Consider the following 24,921-nt stretch of genomic DNA (forward strand, 5'->3'; position numbering starts at 1 on the left):
CATGTCTGTATTTACACCAGAAGAAATTACGGAACTTGCTGCGAATTCCGGAAGAAAAAAAGCACATTTATCATTACTCCCTATGTTAATTCTCGGTTTTTTTGGTGGTGCTTTCATAGCATTAGGGTATTTACTCGATATTCATGTTATTGGAACAATGCCAAAGTCTTGGGGATCATTTACTAGTTTTCTAGGTGCCGCTGTATTCCCTATCGGTCTTATACTCGTTATTCTTGCAGGCGGTGAGTTAGTAACTGGCAATATGATGACCGTTTCAATGGCGTGGCTTCACAAAAAAATCGACTTATTTCACTTCATTCGAAATTTAGTTATTGTTACGTTTAGCAACTTCATAGGTGCTATATTCGTTGCTTATTTTTTCGGTCATATCGTCGGATTAACAGAGGGTGCTTTTTTAGCGAAAACTGTTTCTATTGCGCAAGCTAAACTACAAGATACACCACTACAAGCTTTCATTTCTGCAATCGGATGTAATTGGCTCGTTTGTTTAGCTGTTTGGCTCAGTATGGGAAGTAAAGAATTTATCGGAAAGATTATCGGCATTTGGTTCCCAGTTATGACTTTTGTTGCGATTGGATTTCAACACGTTGTAGCCAATATGTTTGTTATCCCAGCTGCAATTTTTGCCAGTCGGTTAACTTGGAGTGAATACTTTCCAAACTTCATTTTTGTTTTCTTCGGAAACTTAGTAGGAGGTATGTTATTTGTAGCACTACCTTATTTTATATCTTATAATAAGAAACTGCCTTCCAATAAAGAGCAAACCGAATTAAAGAAAAAATCTGTATCCGCTTAAATTGAATGTCTGTACAGTGGCTCTAAAAAATATTACAAATTTCATTTTTTTTACGAATATATGTGCGTACACTTGTTCTCGAATGTTTTATACGTTATAATAACAACTTAAATAGCATTATTTACATATGAGGTGAAAAACATGAACAAAACAGAATTAATTAAAAACGTAGCACAAAATGCTGAGATTTCTCAAAAAGAAGCTACTGTAGTTGTACAAACTGTAGTAGAATCAATCACTAACACTTTAGCTGCTGGTGAGAAAGTACAACTTATCGGATTCGGTACATTCGAAGTTCGCGAAAGAGCTGCTCGTACAGGCCGTAACCCACAAACTGGTGAAGAAATGCAAATCGCAGCTTCTAAAGTACCTGCTTTCAAAGCTGGTAAAGAACTTAAAGAAGCTGTAAAATAATGAAAAAAATAGCCCTCTCGTTTACGAGAGGGCTATTTTTTTCATTACATAATTAATAAAAATCTGACCATTATGCTGTTCCTTTTGTTCCTTTATGCAAATAAAACCTTTACTTTCAAAGAAAGGTTTTGCTGTAATACTCGCCTCTGTATATATCTCCCCATGCCCCAAGTTTACTGCTTCTTTTTCTAACTTCTGTAGTATGTAGGAAGCTATCCTTTTTCCTTGATAATCTTTATGTGTAAATAAACGATCTACGTAATGCTCATCATTATAATCCCCAAATCCCACTATCACACCGTTATAATCCGCTACATAACTAATATTCTTCTCTAAAGACTGTAACCAGCTTTCTCTCTCTAGTCGATCTGGTGCCCATGCCTGTAGCTGTAATACGTTATAATCTTTTGCATTAATTGTATGAACTGTTTCATAGAATAACTGTAATACTTGTTCTAAATCCTCTTGATGGAATGTTCTAATGATCATATCTTTTAACATATATGAACCTCCTTACTAAACTATCATTTAACTTTTCTACCATCTAGTATTCAATATTTCTGCTTTATTATATCTTTTTTCTTTCTATATAAACAAAAAACAATACTTATTTCAAAGTATTGTTTTTTTGTTTAAAAGCATATGCAATTCTCTATAGATTTTTATTTTTTTAATTTCACTCTTTGCAGTCGTAATGCATTTAATACAACGGATACAGAACTAAATGCCATCGCGGCTCCAGCAACCCAAGGTGCTAAGAAACCGAACGCCGCAATCGGGATTCCTAAGCCGTTATAAGCTAGTGCCCAGAATAAATTTTGCTTAATATTTCTTATCGTCATCTTACTCATAAAGATTGCATCAGCAATACTATTTAAATCACCACGGATTAACGTAATATCTGCCGCTTCCATCGCTACATCCGTTCCGGTTCCAATTGCCATACCGATATCCGCCGTAGCCAGTGCAGGAGCATCATTTATTCCATCTCCAACCATTGCTACTTTCTTACCTTGCGCTTGCAGTTTTTTCACTTCTTCTGCTTTTCCTTCTGGTAATACTTCTGCAATTACGTGATCAATACCAACTTGCTTAGCGATTGCCTGAGCAGTTTGTGTATTATCTCCTGTAATCATAACAACGTCTAGACCCATTTTCTTAAGTCTTGCGATAGCTGCTTTTGAAGTACCTTTTACAGTATCTGCAACAGCCACTATACCAGCATATTCTTTATTGATCGCAATAAGCATTGCTGTTTTTCCTTCTCGTTCTAGCTCTTCCATCGATTTAGAAACTTCTTCAATATCAATATCGAATTTCTTCATTAATCGACGTGTACCAATTAATAATTGTTTTCCTTCTACGACTGATTCGATACCGAATCCTGGAATCGCTTCAAATGTTTCTGAACTTGGGATATCAATTTTCTTTTCTTTAATTCCTTGTACAATCGCTTCTGCAAGTGGATGTTCAGAATTTTTTTCTGCCGCACCTACTAAACGTAGTATTTCTTCTTTATGAAATCCATCTGCTACAATTACATCTGTTAAAACAGGCTTCCCGTTTGTCACAGTACCTGTTTTATCTAGAATAACTGTATCTAATCGGTGCGTTGCTTCTAAATGCTCCCCGCCTTTAAATAAAATACCATACTCTGCTGATCTTCCTGATCCCGCCATAATAGATGTAGGCGTTGCAAGACCTAATGCACATGGACAAGCGATAACAAGTACGGCTATCATTTTTTCAAGTGCTCCGCCAAAATCACCAGGTGTAACAAATAGCATCCACACTGCAAATGTGATAATAGCAATCACAACTACAACGGGTACGAAAATACCTGAAATTTGATCAGCTACCCTTTGAATAGGAGCTTTTGAACCTTGCGCCTCTTCTACTACTTTAATAATTTGAGCTAATGCAGTATCTCTTCCTACCTTAGTTGCTTTCACTTTTAAAAATCCGTTTTTATTTATTGTAGAACCGATTACTACATCCCCAATTGTTTTATCAACTGGAATACTCTCACCTGTTAACATCGATTCATCTATTGCTGACTTTCCTTCTACAATTTCCCCATCTACCGGGATTTTTTCACCAGGTTTTACATAAACGATATCACCAGCTACCACTTCTTCGATTAAAATTTTTATTTCTGTTCCATCTCGTACAACAGTAGCGGTTTTCGCCTGTAATCCCATTAATTTTTTAATTGCTTCTGACGAGCGTCCCTTTGCTTTCGCCTCAAATAATTTACCTAAAATAATTAATGTAATAAGTACTGCACTCGTTTCAAAATACAAGTCTGTCATATGTTCCGAAGAACCAATCGACCTAATACTTAAATACACACTGTAGAAATACGCTGCAGACGTTCCAAGTGCAACGAGAACATCCATATTGGCGCTTTTATTTCGTAACGCTTTATAAGCCCCAACATAAAACTGCCCACCAATGATAAACTGAACTGGAGTTGCAAGAGCTAGCTGCACCCAAGGGTTCATAAGCATATCAGGTAAATAAATAAATGATGTAAATGAGAAATGACTTACCATTGCCCAAAGTAACGGGAATGATAAAATAAACGAAATGATAAATTTCTTCTTTTGTCGCTCAATTTCTTGTAAGCGATGATCAGTTGATCCATCTTGCTCATCTGATTTCACTTCTAATTTATATCCTAATTTCGTAATTGCACTCTTCATTTCATTTACATTAATTTCATCAGGATTAAAATCTACTGTAGCTGATTCCAAAGCGAAATTTACTATCGCTCCGTTCACACCTTCTAACTTATTTAAACGCTTTTCTACTCTATTCGCACATGCTGCGCATGTCATCCCAGAAACAGTAAACTCAGCTTTATCACTGACAATTCCATATCCTAACGATTCAACTTTTTCCTTAAATTGTTGCGGATTTGTTTTTTGGGGATCATACATTATTTTTGTTTTTTCAAGTGCAAAATTTACATTTGCATCATGAACACCTTCTACTTTTTTTAGACCTTTTTCAATTCTATTTGCACATGCCGCACATGTCATTCCTGATATTTGAAGATTGACCTCTTTCTGTTCATTCATGTCTCTCACCTCTATATACCCCCATAAGGTATAATTATTAACAAAATAAATCGTACTTCCTATAAAGTACGATTTATTTCCATATCTAAAAATAATTATTGAACATCGTACCCTTGATCTTCAATTACAGCAACGATATCTTTTAACGTTACAACTGATGAGTCGATCGTAACTTCAACAGTACCTTCTGCTAATTGAACTTTCACTTGCTCAACACCGTTTAGTTCTTTCACACTGCTTTCAATAGAATTTACACAATGTCCACAAGACATACCTTCAACTTGTAATGTTAACTGTTCCATTTAAAATCCTCCTCTTGTTTCTTCATTGTTTGTTAATCACAACTACATCTTACCATACCCCCCTAAGGTAATCAATGGTTTTGTATCATGATTTTTCAATTATTTTCTAAAAGTTTATTTTACACATCAATACCTCGAAATCCTATATAGAGGTAAACAAAAAACAAGCCAGTTACATACTAGCTTGTTTTTACGCTTTTGAAAAACGTTCAAATACAGTCATTAATTCTTCAATTGCTTCGTCACCATTGCCATCTTTAATAGCACCTGAAACACAATGACTTGTATGGTTTTTTAATACACCCATTCCTACTTTTTTCATCGCTGCATTAATCGCTGAAATTTGCACTAAAATATCCACGCAATAACGATCATTTTCAATCATATTTTGAATACCGCGGACCTGTCCTTCAATTCTCTTTAATCTATTTATAATTTGTTCTTTTTCTTTTTCTGATCTATGTGTTACTGCTTCATGATCTTTATGATCCATATTATCACCTTCTTAAAGTTTCTCTTCATCCAATAAAACAATTGCTTTTACGAGTACACCAATTATAGCATTAATTATCTACGTATGATACCCCATATGAGTATATTTCCGCTCTATGCTTATTCTTAACACCTTATTAGCTTCTCAGACTCAATTATTATGATACCCTTGCCTTTTTTCAAAAAATAATAATAAGCAGGGATTATCCATCCCCGCTTATTATTCATCCAAAAATATAAAAGTCTCAATTTTCACACGTTTAAATTGAGACTTTTTTCTTCCTATATATAATTATTGCTGATCACATACTTTTGTGTCATTCACTACTGAAGTTCCTTCAACGGTTACCGTATGAAAACAGTCATTTACACGAACTGTCACGACATTATCTTGCCGATCAATGATATGATATTCATTAAAATTTTTATTCAGAGCACTGCGAATTTGTTCTCCTTCATAAATTGGAATGCCATGTGATAAAACCCAAATAAGCCCAGCGATAGCAAGAATAGTTTTCATACAATCTACCTCCTTGAGAATATAGTGAACTTTTAATCCATGCTTTTTCAGCTCTACTAATCATAAATGGAATGAATCAAGCCTTTTTGGAAATAAGTTCATTTCGTCTATTTTATGTTTATGCTAATTGTGACCGAATTGTGACAACTTTTTGTCTCTTTAGACGAAAAGTTGAAACAAAACGTTCAAAAAGGACAATTCTACTTGCACAAACAAAAGGCTATGGAGAATTTCCCATAGCCTTTTGTTTGTATTTTATTAGATATTCATTTCAATTTATACGTGACTAATAAATCTTAATCCTTTACTTAAAGAAGTCGGCACGACAGATGCATGATTCTCCCCTTCAGCTTCATAAAACGTAAATCGTAACTGATCGTGTTTTACTAGGAGAAGGCGCTCTGATAATTCATTTGCACCTATAACCATATGCTCTCGTTCTAGTGATCCGACTGTAAGGAACACTCCTGTTTCAAACTTAGCATTGTTTAATTCACTTATAAGGTTCTCTTCTTTTTCAAGTACGGATTGGTTATTCCACCAAATAGATGGGCTACTTATAAAATAATTTTGAAAGGTATTTAAGTTGGTAAATAGTATATGTAAAGCAAATAAGCCACCTAACGAATGCCCAAATAACGTTTGCTTTCCTTTATCAATCTCATAATTATTTTCAATTTGAGGTTTCAGTTCTTCTTCGATAAAAGTAAAGAAGTTATGTGCTCCTCCTGTTTTAGGCCACGGTTTACCGTCTGGTTTTAAAGGTGCATCTTTTGAAATTACACTAGGCGTAAAATCATAGCATCTTTCCTCACCTGAAAATGCCCCTTCAATTGGATAACCAATACCTACTATAATGGCTGGTGAAACACCTGTTTTTTCCGCTCTAACTGATTGTATTTTAACCGCTTCATGGAATGTTTGAAAAAAGGCATTGCCATCTAATACGTATATAACAGGATATCCTGACTCTGGTGCTGGCTGCCTCGGCTTTGAAATATGAATTTGATATTCTTTACCGTCTAATTTTGAATACAGTTTCCACTGTTCTGTATTAGATGTAATAATCTGCTGTTTTTCAATAGTAGTATTCATCTTACATCCCCCTTCTTAACTCGTTACATATATTTCTACTTTCTCATCTTGAGATACAACGCTATCGTAACCGAAACAAACCGGAGACCCATTATACGGATCAATCATGACACGCGCATCAATATGAAATACTTCTTTTAACACTTCATTTGTAATGATTTCTTCTGGGCTACCAGTTGTAACGATTTCCCCTTCCTTCATCGCAATAATTTCATCTGAAAACCTTGCTGCATGGTTAATATCATGTAATACCATAACGACCGTACAATTATGTTCTTTATTTAAATTCTCCACAATTTGTAATACATCTAATTGATGAGACATATCGAGATATGTAGTTGGTTCATCTAGTAGTAACACTTCTGTCTCTTGTGCTAAAGCCATCGCTAGCCATACCTTTTGTCTTTGACCGCCTGATAAATTTGCAATTTGTCTCGTTCGAAATTCAGAAGTTTTCGTTATATCTAATGCCCAATCAATCATCTCTTTATCTTTTGAAGTTAACTTATTTACATTATTTCGATGTGGATAGCGTCCATAGGAAATTAATTCTTCCACTTTAAGTTCTCCTGGTGCAATTGGAGTTTGCGGGAGTAAAGCTAACTGCTTCGCAATTTCTTTCGTTGGAATCGTATTTAAATCCTGTCCTTGCAAATATACTTTACCGCTCTTTTGCTTTAAAATTCTTCCCATTGTTTTTAACAGTGTTGATTTACCGCACCCGTTTGGCCCTATAATTGTCGTTACTTTTCCTTCTTGTATTTCCACATTTAAATCACGAAACACTGTAAGCTTTTCATAACTCGTTTCTAAATTTTTTGCACTTAAAATACTCACTTTTATTCCTCCTCTTACGCTTTCGCCTTATAAAGTAAATATAAGAAATACGGTACACCGACAATAGAAATAACGATCCCAACAGGTAACTCTACAGGGGTGAAAACTGTTTTTGCAATAAAGTCTGAAGCAATTACAAGAAACATTCCGATTACTCCGCACGTAGGAATGATGTACTTATGCTGAATACCAACAAGTCTTTTCGCTATGTGCGGTGCCATTAATCCAATGAAACCAATACTTCCTGAAACAGCAACACAAGCGCTTACAAGTCCGATACTACTTAATAGTAAAATAGATTTCTCTCTTTCTACTGAAACACCTAAACTTGTAATACTCGTTTCTTCCAGTTGAAATAAATCTAATAAATAAGCTTTCTTTTGTATAAGCGGAATTAATATGATAAGCCACGGCAACATAGCAACAATATACTTCCAGTTTGCGCTATATATGCTTCCAGACACCCAAACTGCAGCCATTTCGAAATCAGTTGACTTCATTTTGAGTGATAAGTACATAGAAAATGCTCCAAATCCTGATCCAATTGCAATCCCTGTTAATAAAAGACGTTGCGAGTCTAGCTTACCGTTTTTCCATGAAAACAGATAAATGATGATAGCTGCACCTAATCCGCCGACTAAACCAAACATTGGCATCATCATAATAGACATCCAGTCTGTGCTCTTTAATTGCCCTTGAAAGAAAAACATAAAAATAACGATGGCTGTTCCGGCCCCAGCATTCACTCCTAAAATACCTGGGTCTGCCAATCCATTTCTCGTAATCCCTTGAATAACAGCACCTGCAACGCCGAGGCCTAATCCTACTAACCCAGCAATTACAATGCGTGGAAGACGAAAATCAAAGATAACTAGATCATGTTCTGGTACTGGATCAATTCTAAAAAGTGTTTTAAATACATCCGTAATCGTAATATCAAACGTACCGTTCGTTAAACTAATATAAATAGCACCAAAAATTAAAAATATAATAATCCCCATTGTCATTCCAAAACGTTGACTTGAACTTTTAAACATGTCTCTCTCCCCCTCTTGTACGGATTAAATAAAGGAAGAAAGGAATCCCAATTAAGGAAGTAACGACGCCAATTGGTGTTTCAAATGGATAGTTTACAAATCTACTTAAAACATCACATAACGCTAAGAAAACTCCGCCAATAACACCTGCACATGGCAAAATCCACTTATAATCTACCCCAATTATAAAGCGAGTAATGTGCGGAATAATTAAACCTACAAAGCCAACTTTCCCGACTAAAGCAACTGCTATTCCTGTTAAAAGAATAACGGATAAAATCGCCATCGCTTTAACTAGTTTTGTACGCTGTCCTAGATTAATAGATACCTCTTCTCCTAAAGAAAGAATTGTAATAGATTTTGATATTAATAATGCTAAAGCTATCCCAATTATCCCAAAAGGTATCGTGATTTTAATTACAGTAGGGTCCACTTGATCTAACTTTGCATTAAACCAAAAACTAACATTTTGAGAAATTTGGAAATACGAAGCCATCGCAGCAGATACACTACTTAAAAATGTTCCAATAACTGTTCCGATAATTGCTAACCTAACAGGGGATAAACCATTTTGAAGGAGCGAACCAAAACCAAATACGATACCTGCTCCTAATGCAGAACCAATCATTGAACATAAAACCATACCAATTGATGACATCCCTGGAAGAAAAATCATACAAAGTGTAATAACAAAAGCTGCACCATCCGTCACACCCATAATAGAAGGGGATGCAAGATAGTTTCTTGTCATCCCCTGCATAAGTGCTCCTGATATGGCTAGAAATGCTCCGACTAAAAGAGCTGCAACTACCCTTGGTAAACGTGAAGTAATAATAATATTATGATTTACATCGCTTGAATCAAAATGAAATAATGCATTCCACACTGTTTCAGCATCAATACTTTTCGCCCCATACAAAATAGAAAGTATAACCGTAAATAAAATCAATATGGGTGCTATACATAAAATGGTTACTGGTACTGCATTTGTTTTCTGCATATCATTCAACGCACCTTACTTATTGTATTATTTAGATAAATTTTTCACTGCTTCTTTTAAGAATGCTGTTTTACTCCAAGCTGTACCACCTTGTGCCATTGGATCTACAACGTTTACAAATACTTTCTTTTCTTTCGCAGCATTCATACTTTGCCAAATTGGATTATTTTCAATGTCTTCTAACACTTTCGGTTTATTATTTTCACTTGCCTCGTATTGTAAGAAGATATAATCAGGATTAACTTCAGCTAATTTTTCTAAAGAAATCTTTTCTTGTGCTTTTACCGTTTTAAGTTGTTCTGGAGCAGTTAGTCCAAGATCTTTATAAATTACAGGATTAAAGTATACTCCTTCTGGGTATAGGAATAAGTCGTTTGCTCTTAGTCTAATGACAAGTACTTTTTTGTCTTTTAACTTATCTCCTAATTTTGCTTTTGCTTTTTCAGCATCCGTATTGTAATCTTTAATAATCTTTTCTGCTTTATCTTTTTTACCAGTTAATTCTCCCATTAACTTTAAGTTATCTTCCCAATCTGTTGAAACATGTGATACTGGGAATGTCGGAGCTACTTTCGTGAACTTTTCAGCTGTTTCTGCTGGGAATTTCGTACTTGATGTAATAACATCTGGTTTTAATTGTAGTAATGTTTCAAAATTTGGTTCCATCTTCTCACCAACAGATTTTGCACCTTCTAAATCTTTTTCAAGATACTTCGGTAATTTACCACCAACAGTAATAGCACCTACTGGCTTAATACCAAGTACCGCTGCATCTTCCATTGACTCTAAACTAGCTGTCGCAATTTTATCTACTTTTGCTGGTACTGTATATTCTTTACCTAAATATGTAATTTTTCTTTTTTCGTCTTTTTTCGTTTCCGTAGCTTTTGTCTGTTGCTTTTGTTCTCCTGAAGTTTTATCCGTACTATTGCATGCTGCTAGTCCTACACTTAAAACTGTAACCATCCCTAAAGTAAATAACTTCTTGTTCATCTTTATATAACTCCTCTCGAATTTTCAAACTATATTCTCAATAAAATTTAACTATATGAACCTTGTCTTACATATATATTTTATTAGATTAATAATTCTATCCAGAACTCATTCTCGTTCACTTCCCCTAAACTATAATTCTTTTTACACCTCATCCATTGATAATCTTCCCATTGATAATGATTATCGTTACTAAGTATATATTTAATATGAAATAATTTCAAGAATGATTTGAAAAATTTTAACAAACTGAATCAAAAAAGAAGTACCTCCTATTATCAGGGAGATACTTCTTTTTTTAGAAATTTATATGTAATTCAACTGGGCAATGGTCTGATCCCATTACTTCACTATTAATTTCCGCCTCTGTTATTTGGTTTTTCATTCTTTCGGAAACAACAAAATAATCTAAACGCCATCCAATATTTTTGGCTCTCGCCCCCATACGATACGACCACCACGAATATGCACCTTCCTGATCAGGATACAGATAACGATACGTATCAATAAATCCTTCTTCTAAAATACGTGTGAATTTCTCTCGTTCCTCATCAGAGAATCCAGGATTTTTGCGGTTACTTTTTGGATTTTTTAAATCGATTTCTTTATGAGCAACGTTTAAGTCCCCGCAAAAAACAACGGGTTTTTTTTCATCTAATCGTTTGATATACGCCCTGAAATCATCTTCCCATTTCATTCTGTAATCTAAACGCTCTAATCCTCGTTTTGAATTTGGTGTATATAACGTAATTATGTAAAAATCTTCGAACTCTAAAGTAATAACTCGTCCTTCTTGATCATGCTCTTCAATGCCTAAACCGTATGTAACAGAAAGCGGTTTTTTTTTCGAAAAAATAGCCGTACCTGAATAACCTTTTTTCACAGCATAATTCCAGTATGTATAATATCCCTCTGGATTTAAATCAATTTGTCCATCTTGTAATTTAATCTCTTGTAGACAAAATATATCTGCATTGGATTCCTCGAGATATTCTAAAAATCCACCTTTTGCGATAACAGCTCGCAAGCCATTTACATTCCATGAAATTAACTTCACTTATAGCCCTCCTCTTGATGTTTATTTCCAAATTTCATGCTATCACAAAATAGAAAAACAATCATATTTTCACCTTTGTAATCTTGCTCTTACATTTGTGAGTACATACATACGCACTTTATTCAGGTTATACTAATTTCAGAGGTGATGTTCTTTGCACAATGAAGGGGTTACGTTAACAAATGAGCATTGGCAAGCAATAATTCATAATGATTCTTCCTATGATAACAAATTCTTTTATGCTGTGAAATCAACCGGAATCTTTTGCAGGCCGTCATGCAAATCAAGAATACCGAATAGAAACAATGTACGAATTTTTCATCACGCAGAGCAAGCATTAAGTGAAAACTTTCGCCCATGCAAACGTTGTAAACCAAATGGGATAACTTTACCTAATGAAGAGTGGATCGAACAAATTAAAGATTATATCGAAAAACACTTTGACGAATTATTAACTCTCGACATACTTGCGGAAATGTGCCATGGTAGCCCATTTCATTTACAACGCACTTTCAAAAACATGACAGGAATAAGTCCAATAGAATATATACAGCAGTTCAGGATTGTTAAAGCGGCAGAACACCTATTACAAACAAATCAATCCATTAAAGAAATTAGTACTGCTGTCGGGATAGAAAATCCAGAGTATTTCGCAACTTTATTTAAAAAGAAAACCGGATTTACTCCTACTGAATATCGAAAAAAGAACGAAACGAAAGAGGGATACAATAATGAATTCCTATAAAAATAATTTTATATATTGGACGCTACTTACACATAAAAATTGGCAGTTTCATATTGGTGCAACTGAAAATGGATTATGTTTCATTGGATCCCAAGACGAAAACTTTGAAGAACTAAATATATGGGCTAGAAAAAAATTGCCACAACATATATTGACCTGTAATCCAGATTATCTGCAAACATATGCCAAAGAAATTATCGAGTATTTAGAAAATAAGCGAGGAACTTTTACATTCCCTATCGATGCTTACGGAACTGAATTTCAATTATCTGTTTGGAATACGATACGTGAAATTCCTTACGGGAAGACATATTCCTATTCAGAAATTGCCGACAGAATACAAAAACCTACAGCTGTGCGTGCTGTTGCTTCTGCCATTGCTGCCAACCCTCTTCTTATTACAATTCCTTGCCATCGTGTTATTGGAAAGAATGGTAAACTAACTGGTTTTAGAGGTGGATTAGAAATGAAGAAAGAGTTGCTTACATTAGAAAAGTCGCAGGTAGAATTCATATGACAGCAGAATATACTAACGCATTAACTTTAGCAGTTCCAACAGAATTTAGTTTCCAAGAAAATTTACGCTATCTATCACGTTCTAACAATGAATGTATGTTCCAAATTGAAGATAACAAAATTTATAAAGTTATTCCTGTTCACGATGTAAATCCTTTAGTTGAAATTAGTATGAATACGAATGGTAATATTCAAATACGTTTTTTAGAAGAATTATATACATCTGAAGAATCGGTTTGCGAAGCTGTAGCTACTTATGTGAAGGATTGGTTTGATTTAACTACTGATTTAGCTCCCTTTTATACATTAGCTAAACTTGATGTACTCCTTCAAGGACCAATTGAACAATATTATGGCCTTCGTACTTTAGGTATTCCAGACTTATTTGAAGCACTTTCCTGGGGAATTATCGGTCAGCAAATTAACCTCACATATGCTTATACGCTAAAAAGAAGATTAGTCGAGCAATTTGGTAATTATGTAGAATGGAATGATAGAAAACATTGGATATTCCCTTCTCCTGAAACGATTGCACATTTACACGTAGAGGAACTTAAAAAATTAAAAATGACGACTAGAAAATGTGAATATTTAATCGGTATTGCAAAGCTTATTACAGAAGGAAAACTATCAAAAGAATCTTTACTGCAAATACAAGATGTGAAACAAGCTGAAAAACAATTAACTGCTATACACGGTATAGGACCGTGGACTGCCAACTATGTTTTAATGCGTTGTTTACGATTTCCTTCCGCTTTTCCAATTGACGATGTTGGCTTGCACAATGCAATTAAATATATAACAGGTTCTGAAAGTAAACCGACTAAACAGGAAATAAAAGATTTTGCGGCAAATTGGACCAACTGGGAGTCTTACGCAACTTTTTATTTGTGGCGAGTATTATACTAAAAAACCAAGTAGCGCATCCGCACTACTTGGTTCTTTTTTAAGCTTGTTCCTCGAATCGTCTTGCGATTTCCACAATAACTTGAACAGCTTTTTCCATCGTATCCACCGAAACATATTCAAATTTACCGTGATAGTTTTCACCACCTGTGAAAATATTCGGCGTTGGTAATCCCATATACGATAATTGTGATCCATCTGTTCCACCACGAATCGGATGAATGTTTGGTTCGATATTTAAACTTTTCATCGCTTCATATGCAATATCAACAATTTCTCTCACTGGTTCGATTTTTTCAAGCATGTTATAGTATTGATCATTCATTTCTAAAACGACTGCATTTTGTCCATACTTCTCTTGCATTTGCTTCACAATATTTTCAACGTTATGTTTACGCGCCTCAAAATTTTCACGATCAAAATCTCGAATAATATAATACGCTTTACTTTGCTCAACATCACCATTTAATGAAAGTAAATGATAGAATCCTTCATAGCCTTCTGTATATTCTGGTGCCTCTTCTACTGGTAAATATCCATTAAACTCCATAGCAAGTTTAGTTGCGTTACGCATTTTATTTTTCGCTGTTCCAGGATGTGTATTCGTTCCATTAAACGTTAACTTAGCGCCTGCAGCATTAAAACTTTCATACTCTAAACCACCTAATGGACCGCCATCCATCGTATAAGCACATGATGCACCAAACGCTTCTACATCAAAATGCGCTGGCCCACGGCCAATTTCTTCATCCGGCGTAAATGCAACTCTTATTTTCCCATGCTTAATTTGTGGATTATGTATTAAATAGTTCATTGCAACCATAATTTCTGTAAGACCAGCTTTATCATCTGCTCCTAGAAGTGTCGTACCATCCGTTGTAATAATCGTATGTCCTTTATATAATGGTAATTCTGGAAACTGTTCTGGCGTTAACACAACATTTAGCTCTTCATTTAACGTAATCGCATTGCCATCAAAATTTTCATGAATTTGTGGTTTTACGTTTTTACCTGTAAAGTCTGTTGCCGTATCTAAATGTGCTAAAAAGCCGATTACTGGCACATCCTTATCCGTATTAGCAGGAAGTGTTGCCATTACATACCCATTATCATCCATTGTTACTTCTGTTAAGCCAATCTCTTTTAACTCTTCCACTAATAACTTACCAAACTCAATTTGTCCAGGTGTTGTTGGTACTGTATGACTTTCTTCATTTGATTGTGTATCAATCTTTACATATCTCGTAAATCTTTCAATAAGTTCTTGTTTCAAACTCATTCACTCCCTTTTATGTTTCTCGTTCTATTATAATCCTTAAAACGAAATATTTTAACTTTTTTGACCGCGAATATATATTTCATTTGTATTTTAGCAATTTTAAATAGCAGCTAAAAAGTCGTAATATTTGTACATCAAAACTCTTACATGTAATATACATAATTATACAATATAGGAGGTTTTAAAGATGAGGCTAACTCTCTTTCGCTATTTTCTTTTTTTCTTGGGATTAATTTTTTTCGGCCTTGGAAACGCCCTTGCAGTCAAAGTTAAATTTCTCGGTTTACACCCTTGGGAAGTTTTAAATATGGCTCTCTACCAAAGATTTGGATGGACCATTGGTACGTGGAGTGTCATATGTGGATTATGTCTCGTTCTCATTTCTTTATTAGTAGATCGAAAATATATAAATGTGGGCACATTTTTAAATGCACTACTTATCGGTCCCATTATGGACTTTTTCTTACAATCAAACATTCTTCCAAACGCTAGTGATTATTTATGGATAAACTTACTCATTTTATTTGCTGGTATTGCAATTACAGGTATTGGGGGAGGGATGTATGTTGCGGCTGGGATTGGTGCTGGCCCTCGAGATGGATTCATGCTTACTATTTCCGACAAAACAGGGCTATCTATTAGCCGTGCTAGAATCATAGTAGAATGTGTTGTACTAGTTATTGGATTTATGCTAGGAGGTCCTGTTTTCATCGTAACTTTTCTTTACACCTTTATTCAAAGTCCAATCTTTCAGCAATCATTTAAGATGTTTCAAACCCTCTTACATACTTTACATAACAAAGAGAAAGTTAGTGAACATATTTAAAATACAACTTAATACAAAGTATTCACCCTATTTACGATTCTCACCGCAAATAGGGTGTTTCTTTTTTTATCTCACAATTTAAGAATACATACTATTTATTTACAATAAATGTATATATATCATCATAAATACAACCATTTACTCTAATAACATACTTCCCTGGTTTACTAAAACTAATTGTGTATTTATTTAACTGGATTGCTTCTTTATCTCCAGAAAGAATATCAATACTTCTACCACTCAATACATAAAATTCACTTTGATTCATCGTTACATCAATTGCATTGAAATTTCCTTCTTTCACCTGCTGGGTTTCCGCAGAGCTTACACTTGGTTCTAAAAACAGTAGTCCACTTAATCCAATCGTACCTGCTAAAGCTACTCCCGCAAACTTTTTAATCTTTTTCATTACAATGTCCTCCTTATAAATTTTGTGTAAAGGTGATTTCCCCCCCCCTTACACCACAAAGCCTATATGTAATGAAATGAAAAGTAAACGGGGACCGTAAGACAAAATTCTACATCTTCTTCTCCAATTGAATATAAATCCAGCGTTTGGAGTTTTGTCACATTTAAAATTGTTTCCTTAAACCAACTTCCAATTATATTATTCAGAAATTGAATAATTACTTATTGATTTAAGATTCTAAAAATAGTTGATAAAAATGCTTTCTATAAAAAAAGTATATTTTATAATTACGAATTAAAACACACTCCATATATTCAGTTTCATTCTCCTATCCATAATTTTTCTACATTCAATAATTGTTCATCATTAAATTCCAGCTTATATATGTCAGGCTTTGATGTATGTATTAGAAATTCAAACCCGTATTGCTTATCAAAATAATTCATCATGAGTGTCATTACAAGCCCATGTGTGCCAATTACAATTTTTTGTCCTTGAAAATCCATTAATATTTCCTTTAACACTTTCACTACCCGTCTCTGACAATCCTTATATGACTCTCCTTCCATGAGTGCAAAGTCAGGATTAGAGAACATCTTCTTTACAAGCGGATACACCTCTTTATCTGATATAACTTGATCCCCACTGGAAAATATACACTCTTTAAGGTTTTCATATATTAATATTTCTTTTTCATAGAAATTGGCTGTTTTTTCTATCGTTAACACAGCCCTCGTATATGGACTTGAAATGAAAGTATCGATTCCCTCTGTTTTTAATATGTCTGTTACTCTATGAGCGTCTAAACTTCCCTTTTCAGTTAAACCACGTGTTCTTTCACTCCCTTCTAATTTTGATGATTCACCGTGCCTAACCATATAAATATATGTATTCATACTTCCTCCTTGAAAATATTCATTCGTTTTTTATAAATTTTGTTGTTTTGTTCGTGTAATCCATTCTCCTACTAAACTCTCGAATAGTTCAGGCTGTTCAATTTGCAAATTATGTCCCGCCATATCAAGCACCGCTAATGTTGCTCTTGGATAATCTTCAATAATTTCTATAATATCTCGATAACCTACCGATATATCTTGTCTTCCTGCTAATAAAAGAACGGGTTTCTCATATTTTTTTCGGTGAAACTCCATAGTAAGAGAATAATTTTTTTGCAACCTTTCAATAAATTCATAATTAGCAACATCTAACCCGGGCTTAATTTCTTCTTTAAATCGCTTATATGTATATTCATTTGCTACCACTGCTAACTCGCTAAATTCTTTTCTTTCGGTAGAAGTTAACGTATTTAAAAACTCCTTATCTTGTACAATTATCTGTTTATCCGGTAAACGTCTTTCTTTTTGCAGCGCAACAACCACAGGACATATTAATAATAATCCATTGACTCTCTCAAACATTTTTGAAAGTATCCCTCTAGCTAAATATCCGCCGAAAGACTCTCCTACTAGTAAAAAATCTTTCTTTGGAATGATTTCTTCAATAAATATAGTTAACACTTCTAATATATGATCTGAACTATTTATCCAATCTGGAGCGTTCGACTTTCCCATTCCAGGTAAATCAATATATATTCGTTGATAACCTTCATATTTTTGAAATACTGATTCCATACATTTCATCATTAACCTATGATCCGGCGCACAGCCATGTATGATAAGGACAGGTTTCCCCTCTCCAACAATTTCATAGTATACTTCTGCACCTTTCATTGGAAATAACATAAAAAGTCCTCCCTATTTAGTGAAAATACTATCCACTCTGTAAGAATACATGTTCTTATTTTATATCCTTTTGTAACATTTTTACAAATGTTAATTTTCAGATTAAAAATAAAAACCTTACTTAAAATAGCCTATAACAATCAAAAAATCAGCTCAAAAGAGGATTCTCATCATTTTATATGCAATTGTGCATCTCCACTTACAAATTACTAAAAAACCTTTACAATTCAAAGGATGACTAAATATACAATTTCCATTTAAAATCTTGATGAAGTACATATTATCAAACTCAATATTTTTCAATTTTAAGAATTATTAAACTCTTCAATACTTTCCTTATAAACAAGATTTTTACAAGGAAATCTGATACAATTCTTAAATAATATTATTATGTATAGATATTACGAATATAGTGCATAATTAAAGAAGGTGATTTTATTGAAATTAAATAAAAATTTACAACTATGTATATTAATCGGAACATTAATATGCTATTCAATTTATTTTATATTTTTTTATCTGTTCCCTACTCATTTTTCAAATTCAGATGTACGCTTCGCTTCACTTATCGTTGAAGCCATTACATTTGTATCACTAATTTATTCTATATATTCTAAAAAAGTCAGTTCAAATCCATTTTGGGTATGTATCACAATAGCAATTGGGAGTTTTTTATTAGGAAAAATAGTATATACATATCAAGATAGCTTCTTCGAAATTCCAATACATCGTTTTACTATTTCTGATGTATTTTACATGTTTTTTCTACTCTTTTGTCTTATCGCTTTCAGTTATAAAATTTTAAAAGAATGCGATAAATGGGAAAAAGCGTTCTTTATTTGTGATATATGTATAGTACTTACTTCCATATTCACATTAGAGTGGTATTTATTTAATCAACCAAATTTAAATATATTCTCTCTTTCACTAGGAGATGTTTTCCTTTCATTTCTATATCCAATTGCAGATTTATTATTTCTCCTACTAGGCGTTAGTCTCTTTTTCCGTCCGACAATTTTTAATTCTAAACGGAAGATTTATATCTTTATTTTTGTATTAATAAGTTCTGCAACTTTTAACTATATTTATTTTTACTTAAATAACCATTTATCAACTGAAACGATAACATTATTACGTCTTTTATATAGAATACCTATATTGTTTATTGCAATAGCTGGATCTATTTCAGCAGATCGTAATAGCCATAAAAACTATTTCATTGTTAACCCTATAATAGGAAAAAAGGCTTTAGTTGTATTTCCCTATCTTGCTGTTGCAATACTAATCGGGTTTACATTAAAAGAACAAACAGCATCTTCAACTCTCATTACAGGAAATTGTATTACTTTCATTTTCGTACTCATTCGTCATTCTATTGTACGTATGCAAAACAATTCCCTAACAAAACGTTTACAGGCATTTAATGCGCAACTAGAAGAAAAAGTGACTTTACGGACTTCTGATTTAGTTCATAAATCAGAGGCTCTATCTCAAAAACAACAAAAGTTTAAATCGTTATATGAATATCACCCTGATCCTATTTTTACAATTGATTTACATGGCGTATTCTTAAATGTAAATCAAGCCGGAAGTATACTACTTGGAGCACCAACAGATGAGTTACTCGGTGAAACTTGTTTTTCGATTATTTTAGATGAAGACAAACATAAATTAACATCTGCATTAGAAAAAGTGAAACAACAAGAATCGGCATACTTACAACTAAGTTCTAAATATAAAGATGGCTTTACTTATTTTTTATACGTTACCATCGTCCCTATTATAATAGACGGACAAATTTCAGGAAGCTACATTATGGTAAAAGATATTACCGCACTAAAAAAGCAACAAGAAGAAATAAAATATTTAGCATTCCATGATACTGTAACGAAAATTGGGAACCGTGCCTTTTTCCATAAGAAATTAAAAAAAGTTATAAAACATGCTAAAACGACAGAAAGCGAGTTTGCATTATTATATTTAGATTTAGATCGCTTTAAAGCAATCAACGATACACTTGGACATTCAGCAGGAGATCACATATTAGAAGAAGTAGCGAAGCGATTCCAATCATGTCTTCCCTCACATACTCATCTGTCAAGAATCGGTGGCGATGAATTTACAATCTTAATTGAAAACTATACTGACGAAGATTCCTTATTCGATTTATGCAACCAGTTATTTGAATGCATGGAAAAACCGTTTGTCATACATGAGCATACATTAACTTTATCACTTAGTATCGGCATCGCTATTTATCCACATTCCGGAATCGATACCGCTACACTTTTGAAAAACGCTAATGTTGCCATGTATGATGCGAAAGCAAAAAAACTTAACTCTGTCTCTATTTATGACGATGTAATCGCTAAAAAAATTGAAAGACGATTACGATTAGAAAAAGATTTACCAAACGCAATTCAAAATGAAGAATTGTTCCTTTTGTATCAACCTCAAGTTGATAGTGAATCTAATAAAATTATCGGTGCAGAAGCTCTAATCAGGTGGAATCATCCTGAATTAGGCGTTATTTCTCCATACGAGTTTATTCCGATTGCAGAAGAAACACTACAAATTATTCCAATAGGAAAATGGACGTTACAGCAAGCTTGTGAGCAAATGAAACGTTGGCACACACTCGGATATTCTCATTTAAAAATTGGTGTAAACTTATCTGCTAAAGAATTTGAACAAGAAGATTTCGTAAAGTCTATTTCTTCTACATTAGCAACTACAGGCTTACCAGCAAGTTCTCTCGACCTTGAATTAACAGAGCGCATTGCAATGATGGATGAGCGAGAAACATTGATAAAGCTCCGCACACTAAAGAGTTTAGGAGTTCACATTTCAATCGACGACTTTGGTACAGGTTATTCTTCACTAGCGTATTTACCTTTATATCCAATAGATACGTTAAAAATCCCAAGAGAATTTATTACAATGTCTGAAACGTGTGAAGATGGAATGGAAATTATTAAAACGATTATCACATTAGCACATACATTAGAAATGTCTGTCATTGCTGAAGGTGTAGAAACGAAAGAACATGTGAATTTCCTTCAAAAAAATAAATGTCAGTTTATTCAAGGTTACTATTATAGTAAACCTATCCATACTCATGCATTTACTGAGCTATTAGAAAGTGGGATCCAACCATAATACATAGCTAATATGGATAAGTAATAATGAATTTGAACAACTATAGTAAAAAGGAAAGAAGATACCTTCTTTCCTTTTGTTTTTTTATTTAAATTTCTATTACTTCACCACTTCATTTATTATATCTATTAATTGATGAATCCCCTCATCATTTGTTTTCTTATATCCATTCATGTTTTGAATATATCTCTCCTTATTTGTATGCAACTTATTTACTGCATGTATGAATACATTCGTACTTATTCTGTCTTGGAGTAAAACTTCCGCATATCCTTGCCGAGAAAAATATTCAGCATTTAAAACTTGATCTCCCCTACTGGAACTGTTAGTTAACGGGATAAGCAACATCGGTTTCTTCAAAAATAGCAATTCAGAAATAGCAGTAGAACCCGCTCTAGAAACTACAACACTCGCCATATTTAGTATATGCGGCAACTCGTCCCCTATATACTCAAATTGCATATAACCTTCCATACCAATAGATGAATCTACCTTCCCTTTACCGCACATATGAACAATATTAAAATTCAGCAGTAATGTTTCCAAACTTTTCCTTACCATATCATTTATCCACTTAGCACCTTGACTCCCACCCATAATTAACAATACTGGTTTATCTTGCTGAAATTTACAATAGCTTCTTCCCCGCAATACGTTGCCCTTCTCAATTTCCTCCCTTACAATTGGTCCTACATAAACCTTCTTCTCATTACTTACATTTTCTCCTGTCTGAGGAAATGTTGTGCATAGTTTTGTAGTAAAAGGTAATGCTATTTTATTTGCTAATCCTAACGTACTATCTGGTTCACGTATTATTACGGGTACTTTATTCATCCACGCTCCTATTACTACAGGAACGGACACAAATCCTCCTGCCGAAAAAATAACATCTGGTTTTATTCGTTTCATCAATTTATAACTTTGTATGCAACCTTTTATTATTTTAAAAGGATCTTTAAAGTTTTCCCAATCCCAATATCTCCTAAGCTTTCCCGTTGAAATACTATTGTATTTCACATTTTGAACTATTAGTTTTTCAATTCCATTTTGAGATCCAATATACTCAACTCCCCATCCTTTTTCCATAAATTTAGGAATTAATACCATATTAATCATTACGTGTCCGGCTGTACCGCCCCCAGTAAAGAGAATCTTTTTATTCATAATTTATATCCACCTTTATCATTAAAAATCTTGTTTTATACTTATCTATTATTTATATAAACATTTAACTCAAATCCTATATCTTGCAAAAAATCTTTAATAAGATCATAAAAATCATTTCCATATTCACTACATTCATACTGAGCAAAGACTTGAATTACAGGCCTAGTTCCTGTACCTATTACTGGATTTTTCCTATCATGCTTTTTACCTTCCACATAGGCTCGACATTTATTTATCGCCTCATAGATACACAAAACATGCTCTTCCTCATCTTTCCAATCCAACGTATCAACAATTAAAAGAAATAGCGTATTTTGATTATCTATTGTTTTATAGCCATTCATATATTTCTTACACCCTTTTTATTTTTCATTGAATGCAGATTTCATTACACTTCGCATACTCGAGTACATCTTTTAATGATTGATGGAATTGAATTTTTGGGACCCAACCTAACCTTTTTATATCCTCTATTACTAAACTCTCATTTGATTCGCTCCCACTATGCTCTGCTTCTTTTATGGAAAAATTCAGCTGTGTTAATTCTTTGTATTGTTCTAGTACATCTAATAAAGACCTTTTTATCCCTGATCCAATATTATATTGTTTTCCATTTATTCCATCGCGTAATAACACATGATACGCTTTAACCGCATCACGTACATCTAAAAAATCCCTACTATCTTTCAAACTGTTTACTTCAATAATTGCTTCACTTTTATTCGACTCTATAGTTATCATTTTTTTTGCAAGAATAGAACAAATACCATTCGATACTCCTGGACCAATTAAATTTGAGGGCTTTGCAATGATAATATTTGAATTCATTAATTCACTCCACGCCTCTGCAATATTGACTTGCATCGTTTTACTTAAACTATATGGATTTGAAATTTTTATGTTGTTCATACTATCTGCTTGCAAAGCAGATCCTATAACCAATGTTCTACAGTGAGGTACTTCTTCCTTAATTGCTTCTAATAAATATAATGTCCCTATTACATTAACCTCTACATATTCAAGAGCAGCTGTCCAAGACTCTATGACCGAATTCCTTCCTGCTAAATGCAATACATAATCTGGCTTTATTTGTTTCATTACCTTCATTACTTCGCTCTTATTAGTTAAATCACAAATAATACCATTCCCAATTATTTCTCTATGTGCACGATTTTGAAACATAGGAATTACATGAAAGCCCTGCTCTAAAAAATATTGGCAAGCATGGCGTCCTGTGAAACCATTTGCACCAGTTATTAAAATACTCGCATTTTTTTTCATCGTAAAAACCCTCCTTTTAATAACATTTGTTTCACCTCGTGTTTTGCAAGTAAGTCTTGTTGAGAACTAAAACTCTTCACATCCACAAGCGGATAGCTAGCATAATATTCTTGCAGTCCTTCTATAGGAATAGTCGGTAGTACCACAAAATAATTTTGATCAAAACTTATACTTGTTTTACTCTCTACCTCAGATAAAAGCATTTCACTTAATTTTTCACCCGGTCTTATCCCTACTTCTTTTACCTTCACGTTTTCCTTTTTCGAATCTTCAATTAACACTTCCGCTAAATCTGTTATTTTACATGCCGGCATTTTCATAACAAAGATTTCCCCACCTCTACCTTGATATACGGCTTTAAATAACAATCCAACAGCATCTTCAATCGTTAAGAAAAATCTAGTCATATTTGCATCGGTAATCCCTACTTGTGAAGATTTTTTAATTTGTTTTTTAAAAAGTGGTACCACACTTCCGCTCGTCCCCAAAACATTTCCACCACGAACACAAATGAATTTTGTTTTCTCCGTTTGCATATTCGCATGCACCATTAACTTCTCACCAATTGCTTTTGTCATCCCATACGTATTTGATGGATCGGCTGCTTTATCCGTTGAAACATATATAACTTTCTCAACTTGCATCTGTATAGATGCTTCAATTACATTTTGTGTACCATGTATATTTGTTTTTATAGCTTCATAAGGATAATACTCACATACTGGAACATGTTTTAAAGCTGCAAGATGGAATACATAATGGACACCTTGGCATGCATAGGCTATTTGATCTTTATCACGAATATCTCCAATAATAAATTTTAACCTATCATCATTTATAAACTGTTGCTGCATTTCAAACTGAACCGTTTCATTTCTTGAAAAAACCCTAATTTCTTTCGGTGATTTTTCTAATAGTTGTTTTATAAGTTCATGTCCCCACGAACCTGTACCACCAGTAATTAAAATTATTTTATTCAGCATCTCTTTTCCTCCTACCAAACATTTCAATTAATATAGTATTTATAAAATTTATTGAATTATTTTCAATTGATTTAAATCATAATCGTCGTTTGTTACATTTAATTGACAAAATAAAAAAACAGAAACTATTAAAAATAGTTTCTGTTTTTCATTTCACCTCACAACAGTAAGATTTTTTATACTGTTTGCATAAGAAATAAATTCCTTGTAAAAAACACCGCTCATTTATTTCTTATACTCGTAATAAAATAAATAGAATGA

Annotated in this window: 26 protein-coding genes; 7 read left to right on the forward strand and 19 right to left on the reverse strand. The window is 33.5% G+C overall.

Annotated elements, in window-relative coordinates; genetic code table 11:
• The first annotated feature begins 1 nt into the window (after position 1).
• On the forward strand, positions 2 to 817 hold the full coding sequence (locus FS802_RS14060) for a formate/nitrite transporter family protein (RefSeq protein WP_098653411.1): 816 nt from the start codon (positions 2 to 4) through the stop codon (positions 815 to 817).
• Between the two features lie 141 nt (positions 818 to 958).
• Positions 959 to 1,231 carry an HU family DNA-binding protein gene (locus FS802_RS14065; protein WP_001043904.1) on the forward strand — a complete coding sequence of 91 codons (273 nt, stop codon included), beginning with the start codon at positions 959 to 961 and terminating at the stop codon, positions 1,229 to 1,231.
• 21 nt (positions 1,232 to 1,252) lie between these two features.
• On the opposite strand, the gene FS802_RS14070 is transcribed toward FS802_RS14065, so the two are convergent.
• The 11 genes from FS802_RS14070 to FS802_RS14120 form a co-directional block, all read right to left on the reverse strand.
• Positions 1,253 to 1,732 (reverse strand): GNAT family N-acetyltransferase, encoded by a 480-nt coding sequence (locus FS802_RS14070; RefSeq protein WP_000910307.1) that lies wholly within the window; start codon positions 1,730 to 1,732, stop codon positions 1,253 to 1,255.
• Positions 1,733 to 1,893: 161 nt separating this feature from the next.
• On the reverse strand, positions 1,894 to 4,314 hold the full coding sequence (locus FS802_RS14075) for a heavy metal translocating P-type ATPase (RefSeq protein ID WP_144525176.1): 2,421 nt from the start codon (positions 4,312 to 4,314) through the stop codon (positions 1,894 to 1,896).
• Between the two features lie 95 nt (positions 4,315 to 4,409).
• The gene (copZ, locus tag FS802_RS14080) at positions 4,410 to 4,616 is read right to left on the reverse strand and encodes a copper chaperone CopZ (RefSeq protein ID WP_000436980.1); all 207 of its coding nucleotides are present in this window, start codon (positions 4,614 to 4,616) and stop codon (positions 4,410 to 4,412) included.
• Positions 4,617 to 4,806: 190 nt separating this feature from the next.
• Positions 4,807 to 5,109 carry a metal-sensing transcriptional repressor gene (locus tag FS802_RS14085; RefSeq protein WP_000349635.1) on the reverse strand — a complete coding sequence of 101 codons (303 nt, stop codon included), beginning with the start codon at positions 5,107 to 5,109 and terminating at the stop codon, positions 4,807 to 4,809.
• 291 nt (positions 5,110 to 5,400) lie between these two features.
• Positions 5,401 to 5,628 carry a hypothetical protein gene (locus FS802_RS14090; RefSeq protein ID WP_000849103.1) on the reverse strand — a complete coding sequence of 76 codons (228 nt, stop codon included), beginning with the start codon at positions 5,626 to 5,628 and terminating at the stop codon, positions 5,401 to 5,403.
• Between the two features lie 276 nt (positions 5,629 to 5,904).
• The gene (locus FS802_RS14095) at positions 5,905 to 6,723 is read right to left on the reverse strand and encodes an alpha/beta hydrolase (RefSeq protein ID WP_001098315.1); all 819 of its coding nucleotides are present in this window, start codon (positions 6,721 to 6,723) and stop codon (positions 5,905 to 5,907) included.
• A gap of 15 nt (positions 6,724 to 6,738) precedes the next feature.
• Positions 6,739 to 7,560 (reverse strand): ABC transporter ATP-binding protein, encoded by an 822-nt coding sequence (locus FS802_RS14100; RefSeq protein ID WP_000025779.1) that lies wholly within the window; start codon positions 7,558 to 7,560, stop codon positions 6,739 to 6,741.
• A 14-nt stretch (positions 7,561 to 7,574) separates the two neighbouring features.
• Positions 7,575 to 8,597: a FecCD family ABC transporter permease gene (locus FS802_RS14105; RefSeq protein ID WP_000477207.1), complete on the reverse strand. Its 1,023-nt coding sequence runs from the start codon at positions 8,595 to 8,597 to the stop codon at positions 7,575 to 7,577.
• Positions 8,590 to 9,597 carry a FecCD family ABC transporter permease gene (locus FS802_RS14110; RefSeq protein WP_001173056.1) on the reverse strand — a complete coding sequence of 336 codons (1,008 nt, stop codon included), beginning with the start codon at positions 9,595 to 9,597 and terminating at the stop codon, positions 8,590 to 8,592. The genes FS802_RS14105 and FS802_RS14110 overlap by 8 nt, the downstream gene beginning before the upstream one ends.
• Before the next feature lie 27 nt (positions 9,598 to 9,624).
• On the reverse strand, positions 9,625 to 10,590 hold the full coding sequence (locus FS802_RS14115) for an iron-hydroxamate ABC transporter substrate-binding protein (protein WP_001035514.1): 966 nt from the start codon (positions 10,588 to 10,590) through the stop codon (positions 9,625 to 9,627).
• A 298-nt stretch (positions 10,591 to 10,888) separates the two neighbouring features.
• Positions 10,889 to 11,647, reverse strand: a complete 759-nt coding sequence (locus FS802_RS14120; RefSeq protein WP_000767603.1) for an exodeoxyribonuclease III — start codon at positions 11,645 to 11,647, stop codon at positions 10,889 to 10,891.
• A gap of 154 nt (positions 11,648 to 11,801) precedes the next feature.
• Between FS802_RS14120 and FS802_RS14125 the strand changes: the two genes are divergently transcribed.
• From FS802_RS14125 to FS802_RS14135, 3 genes are read left to right on the forward strand one after another with little or no spacing between them, the layout of a single operon-like run.
• Positions 11,802 to 12,392: a bifunctional transcriptional activator/DNA repair enzyme AdaA gene (locus FS802_RS14125; RefSeq protein ID WP_000551307.1), complete on the forward strand. Its 591-nt coding sequence runs from the start codon at positions 11,802 to 11,804 to the stop codon at positions 12,390 to 12,392.
• Entirely contained in the window at positions 12,379 to 12,909 is a 531-nt protein-coding gene (locus FS802_RS14130; protein WP_144525116.1) for a methylated-DNA--[protein]-cysteine S-methyltransferase, read from the forward strand. The genes FS802_RS14125 and FS802_RS14130 overlap by 14 nt, the downstream gene beginning before the upstream one ends.
• Positions 12,906 to 13,817: a DNA-3-methyladenine glycosylase family protein gene (locus FS802_RS14135; RefSeq protein ID WP_000123540.1), complete on the forward strand. Its 912-nt coding sequence runs from the start codon at positions 12,906 to 12,908 to the stop codon at positions 13,815 to 13,817. The genes FS802_RS14130 and FS802_RS14135 overlap by 4 nt, the downstream gene beginning before the upstream one ends.
• Before the next feature lie 37 nt (positions 13,818 to 13,854).
• Here the strand turns inward: FS802_RS14135 and pepT are convergent, their stop codons facing one another.
• Positions 13,855 to 15,087 (reverse strand): peptidase T, encoded by a 1,233-nt coding sequence (gene pepT, locus FS802_RS14140; RefSeq protein WP_000807012.1) that lies wholly within the window; start codon positions 15,085 to 15,087, stop codon positions 13,855 to 13,857.
• A gap of 193 nt (positions 15,088 to 15,280) precedes the next feature.
• On the opposite strand from pepT, the gene FS802_RS14145 reads away from it, so the two are divergent.
• Positions 15,281 to 15,919: a YczE/YyaS/YitT family protein gene (locus FS802_RS14145; protein WP_001241260.1), complete on the forward strand. Its 639-nt coding sequence runs from the start codon at positions 15,281 to 15,283 to the stop codon at positions 15,917 to 15,919.
• A gap of 91 nt (positions 15,920 to 16,010) precedes the next feature.
• Here the strand turns inward: FS802_RS14145 and FS802_RS14150 are convergent, their stop codons facing one another.
• The 3 genes from FS802_RS14150 to FS802_RS14160 all read right to left on the reverse strand — a co-directional run bounded on the left by FS802_RS14150 (position 16,011) and on the right by FS802_RS14160 (position 18,070).
• A complete protein-coding gene (locus FS802_RS14150) occupies positions 16,011 to 16,328 on the reverse strand; it encodes a hypothetical protein (protein ID WP_000721343.1) in 318 nt (105 codons plus the stop codon).
• 320 nt (positions 16,329 to 16,648) lie between these two features.
• Positions 16,649 to 17,224 (reverse strand): histidine phosphatase family protein, encoded by a 576-nt coding sequence (locus tag FS802_RS14155; RefSeq protein WP_001099573.1) that lies wholly within the window; start codon positions 17,222 to 17,224, stop codon positions 16,649 to 16,651.
• A 30-nt stretch (positions 17,225 to 17,254) separates the two neighbouring features.
• Positions 17,255 to 18,070 (reverse strand): alpha/beta fold hydrolase, encoded by an 816-nt coding sequence (locus FS802_RS14160; RefSeq protein WP_000898677.1) that lies wholly within the window; start codon positions 18,068 to 18,070, stop codon positions 17,255 to 17,257.
• Between the two features lie 438 nt (positions 18,071 to 18,508).
• On the opposite strand from FS802_RS14160, the gene FS802_RS14165 reads away from it, so the two are divergent.
• The gene (locus FS802_RS14165; RefSeq protein ID WP_000773535.1) at positions 18,509 to 21,229 is read left to right on the forward strand and encodes a sensor domain-containing phosphodiesterase; all 2,721 of its coding nucleotides are present in this window, start codon (positions 18,509 to 18,511) and stop codon (positions 21,227 to 21,229) included.
• Positions 21,230 to 21,328: 99 nt separating this feature from the next.
• Here FS802_RS14165 and FS802_RS14170 read toward each other — a convergent pair whose 3' ends face one another.
• The 4 genes from FS802_RS14170 to FS802_RS14185 are packed head-to-tail and all read right to left on the reverse strand — an operon-like array spanning position 21,329 to position 24,660.
• Positions 21,329 to 22,393 (reverse strand): undecaprenyldiphospho-muramoylpentapeptide beta-N-acetylglucosaminyltransferase, encoded by a 1,065-nt coding sequence (locus FS802_RS14170; RefSeq protein ID WP_001035069.1) that lies wholly within the window; start codon positions 22,391 to 22,393, stop codon positions 21,329 to 21,331.
• A 41-nt stretch (positions 22,394 to 22,434) separates the two neighbouring features.
• Positions 22,435 to 22,740 (reverse strand): DUF6572 domain-containing protein, encoded by a 306-nt coding sequence (locus FS802_RS14175; RefSeq protein WP_001014807.1) that lies wholly within the window; start codon positions 22,738 to 22,740, stop codon positions 22,435 to 22,437.
• A gap of 25 nt (positions 22,741 to 22,765) precedes the next feature.
• Complete coding sequence (locus FS802_RS14180; RefSeq protein ID WP_000739074.1) at positions 22,766 to 23,677, reverse strand: SDR family oxidoreductase; 912 nt, start codon at positions 23,675 to 23,677, stop codon at positions 22,766 to 22,768.
• Positions 23,674 to 24,660: a UDP-N-acetylglucosamine 4,6-dehydratase family protein gene (locus FS802_RS14185; RefSeq protein WP_000932598.1), complete on the reverse strand. Its 987-nt coding sequence runs from the start codon at positions 24,658 to 24,660 to the stop codon at positions 23,674 to 23,676. The genes FS802_RS14180 and FS802_RS14185 overlap by 4 nt, the downstream gene beginning before the upstream one ends.
• Between the last annotated feature and the right edge of the window lie 261 nt (positions 24,661 to 24,921).

The organism is Bacillus sp. DE0042 (genome assembly GCF_007680225.1).
Taxonomy (GTDB): Bacteria; Bacillota; Bacilli; order Bacillales; family Bacillaceae_G; genus Bacillus_A; species Bacillus_A wiedmannii.

What these genes read in the sequence shown, in the direction of transcription:
- FS802_RS14105 (WP_000477207.1), bottom strand. Translation starts at nt 8,597, where the DNA reads ATGTTTAAAAGTTCAAGTCAACGTTTTGGAATGACAATGGGGATTATT.
- FS802_RS14060 (WP_098653411.1), top strand. Translation starts at nt 2, where the DNA reads ATGTCTGTATTTACACCAGAAGAAATTACGGAACTTGCTGCGAATTCC.
- FS802_RS14085 (WP_000349635.1), bottom strand. Translation starts at nt 5,109, where the DNA reads ATGGATCATAAAGATCATGAAGCAGTAACACATAGATCAGAAAAAGAA.
- FS802_RS14185 (WP_000932598.1), bottom strand. Translation starts at nt 24,660, where the DNA reads ATGCTGAATAAAATAATTTTAATTACTGGTGGTACAGGTTCGTGGGGA.
- FS802_RS14180 (WP_000739074.1), bottom strand. Translation starts at nt 23,677, where the DNA reads ATGAAAAAAAATGCGAGTATTTTAATAACTGGTGCAAATGGTTTCACA.
- FS802_RS14150 (WP_000721343.1), bottom strand. Translation starts at nt 16,328, where the DNA reads ATGAAAAAGATTAAAAAGTTTGCGGGAGTAGCTTTAGCAGGTACGATT.
- FS802_RS14065 (WP_001043904.1), top strand. Translation starts at nt 959, where the DNA reads ATGAACAAAACAGAATTAATTAAAAACGTAGCACAAAATGCTGAGATT.
- FS802_RS14175 (WP_001014807.1), bottom strand. Translation starts at nt 22,740, where the DNA reads ATGAATGGCTATAAAACAATAGATAATCAAAATACGCTATTTCTTTTA.
- copZ (WP_000436980.1), bottom strand. Translation starts at nt 4,616, where the DNA reads ATGGAACAGTTAACATTACAAGTTGAAGGTATGTCTTGTGGACATTGT.
- FS802_RS14130 (WP_144525116.1), top strand. Translation starts at nt 12,379, where the DNA reads ATGAATTCCTATAAAAATAATTTTATATATTGGACGCTACTTACACAT.
- FS802_RS14075 (WP_144525176.1), bottom strand. Translation starts at nt 4,314, where the DNA reads ATGAATGAACAGAAAGAGGTCAATCTTCAAATATCAGGAATGACATGT.
- FS802_RS14070 (WP_000910307.1), bottom strand. Translation starts at nt 1,732, where the DNA reads ATGTTAAAAGATATGATCATTAGAACATTCCATCAAGAGGATTTAGAA.
- FS802_RS14095 (WP_001098315.1), bottom strand. Translation starts at nt 6,723, where the DNA reads ATGAATACTACTATTGAAAAACAGCAGATTATTACATCTAATACAGAA.
- FS802_RS14170 (WP_001035069.1), bottom strand. Translation starts at nt 22,393, where the DNA reads ATGAATAAAAAGATTCTCTTTACTGGGGGCGGTACAGCCGGACACGTA.
- FS802_RS14155 (WP_001099573.1), bottom strand. Translation starts at nt 17,224, where the DNA reads ATGAATACATATATTTATATGGTTAGGCACGGTGAATCATCAAAATTA.
- FS802_RS14135 (WP_000123540.1), top strand. Translation starts at nt 12,906, where the DNA reads ATGACAGCAGAATATACTAACGCATTAACTTTAGCAGTTCCAACAGAA.
- FS802_RS14090 (WP_000849103.1), bottom strand. Translation starts at nt 5,628, where the DNA reads ATGAAAACTATTCTTGCTATCGCTGGGCTTATTTGGGTTTTATCACAT.
- FS802_RS14115 (WP_001035514.1), bottom strand. Translation starts at nt 10,590, where the DNA reads ATGAACAAGAAGTTATTTACTTTAGGGATGGTTACAGTTTTAAGTGTA.
- FS802_RS14145 (WP_001241260.1), top strand. Translation starts at nt 15,281, where the DNA reads ATGAGGCTAACTCTCTTTCGCTATTTTCTTTTTTTCTTGGGATTAATT.
- FS802_RS14160 (WP_000898677.1), bottom strand. Translation starts at nt 18,070, where the DNA reads ATGTTATTTCCAATGAAAGGTGCAGAAGTATACTATGAAATTGTTGGA.
- FS802_RS14110 (WP_001173056.1), bottom strand. Translation starts at nt 9,597, where the DNA reads ATGCAGAAAACAAATGCAGTACCAGTAACCATTTTATGTATAGCACCC.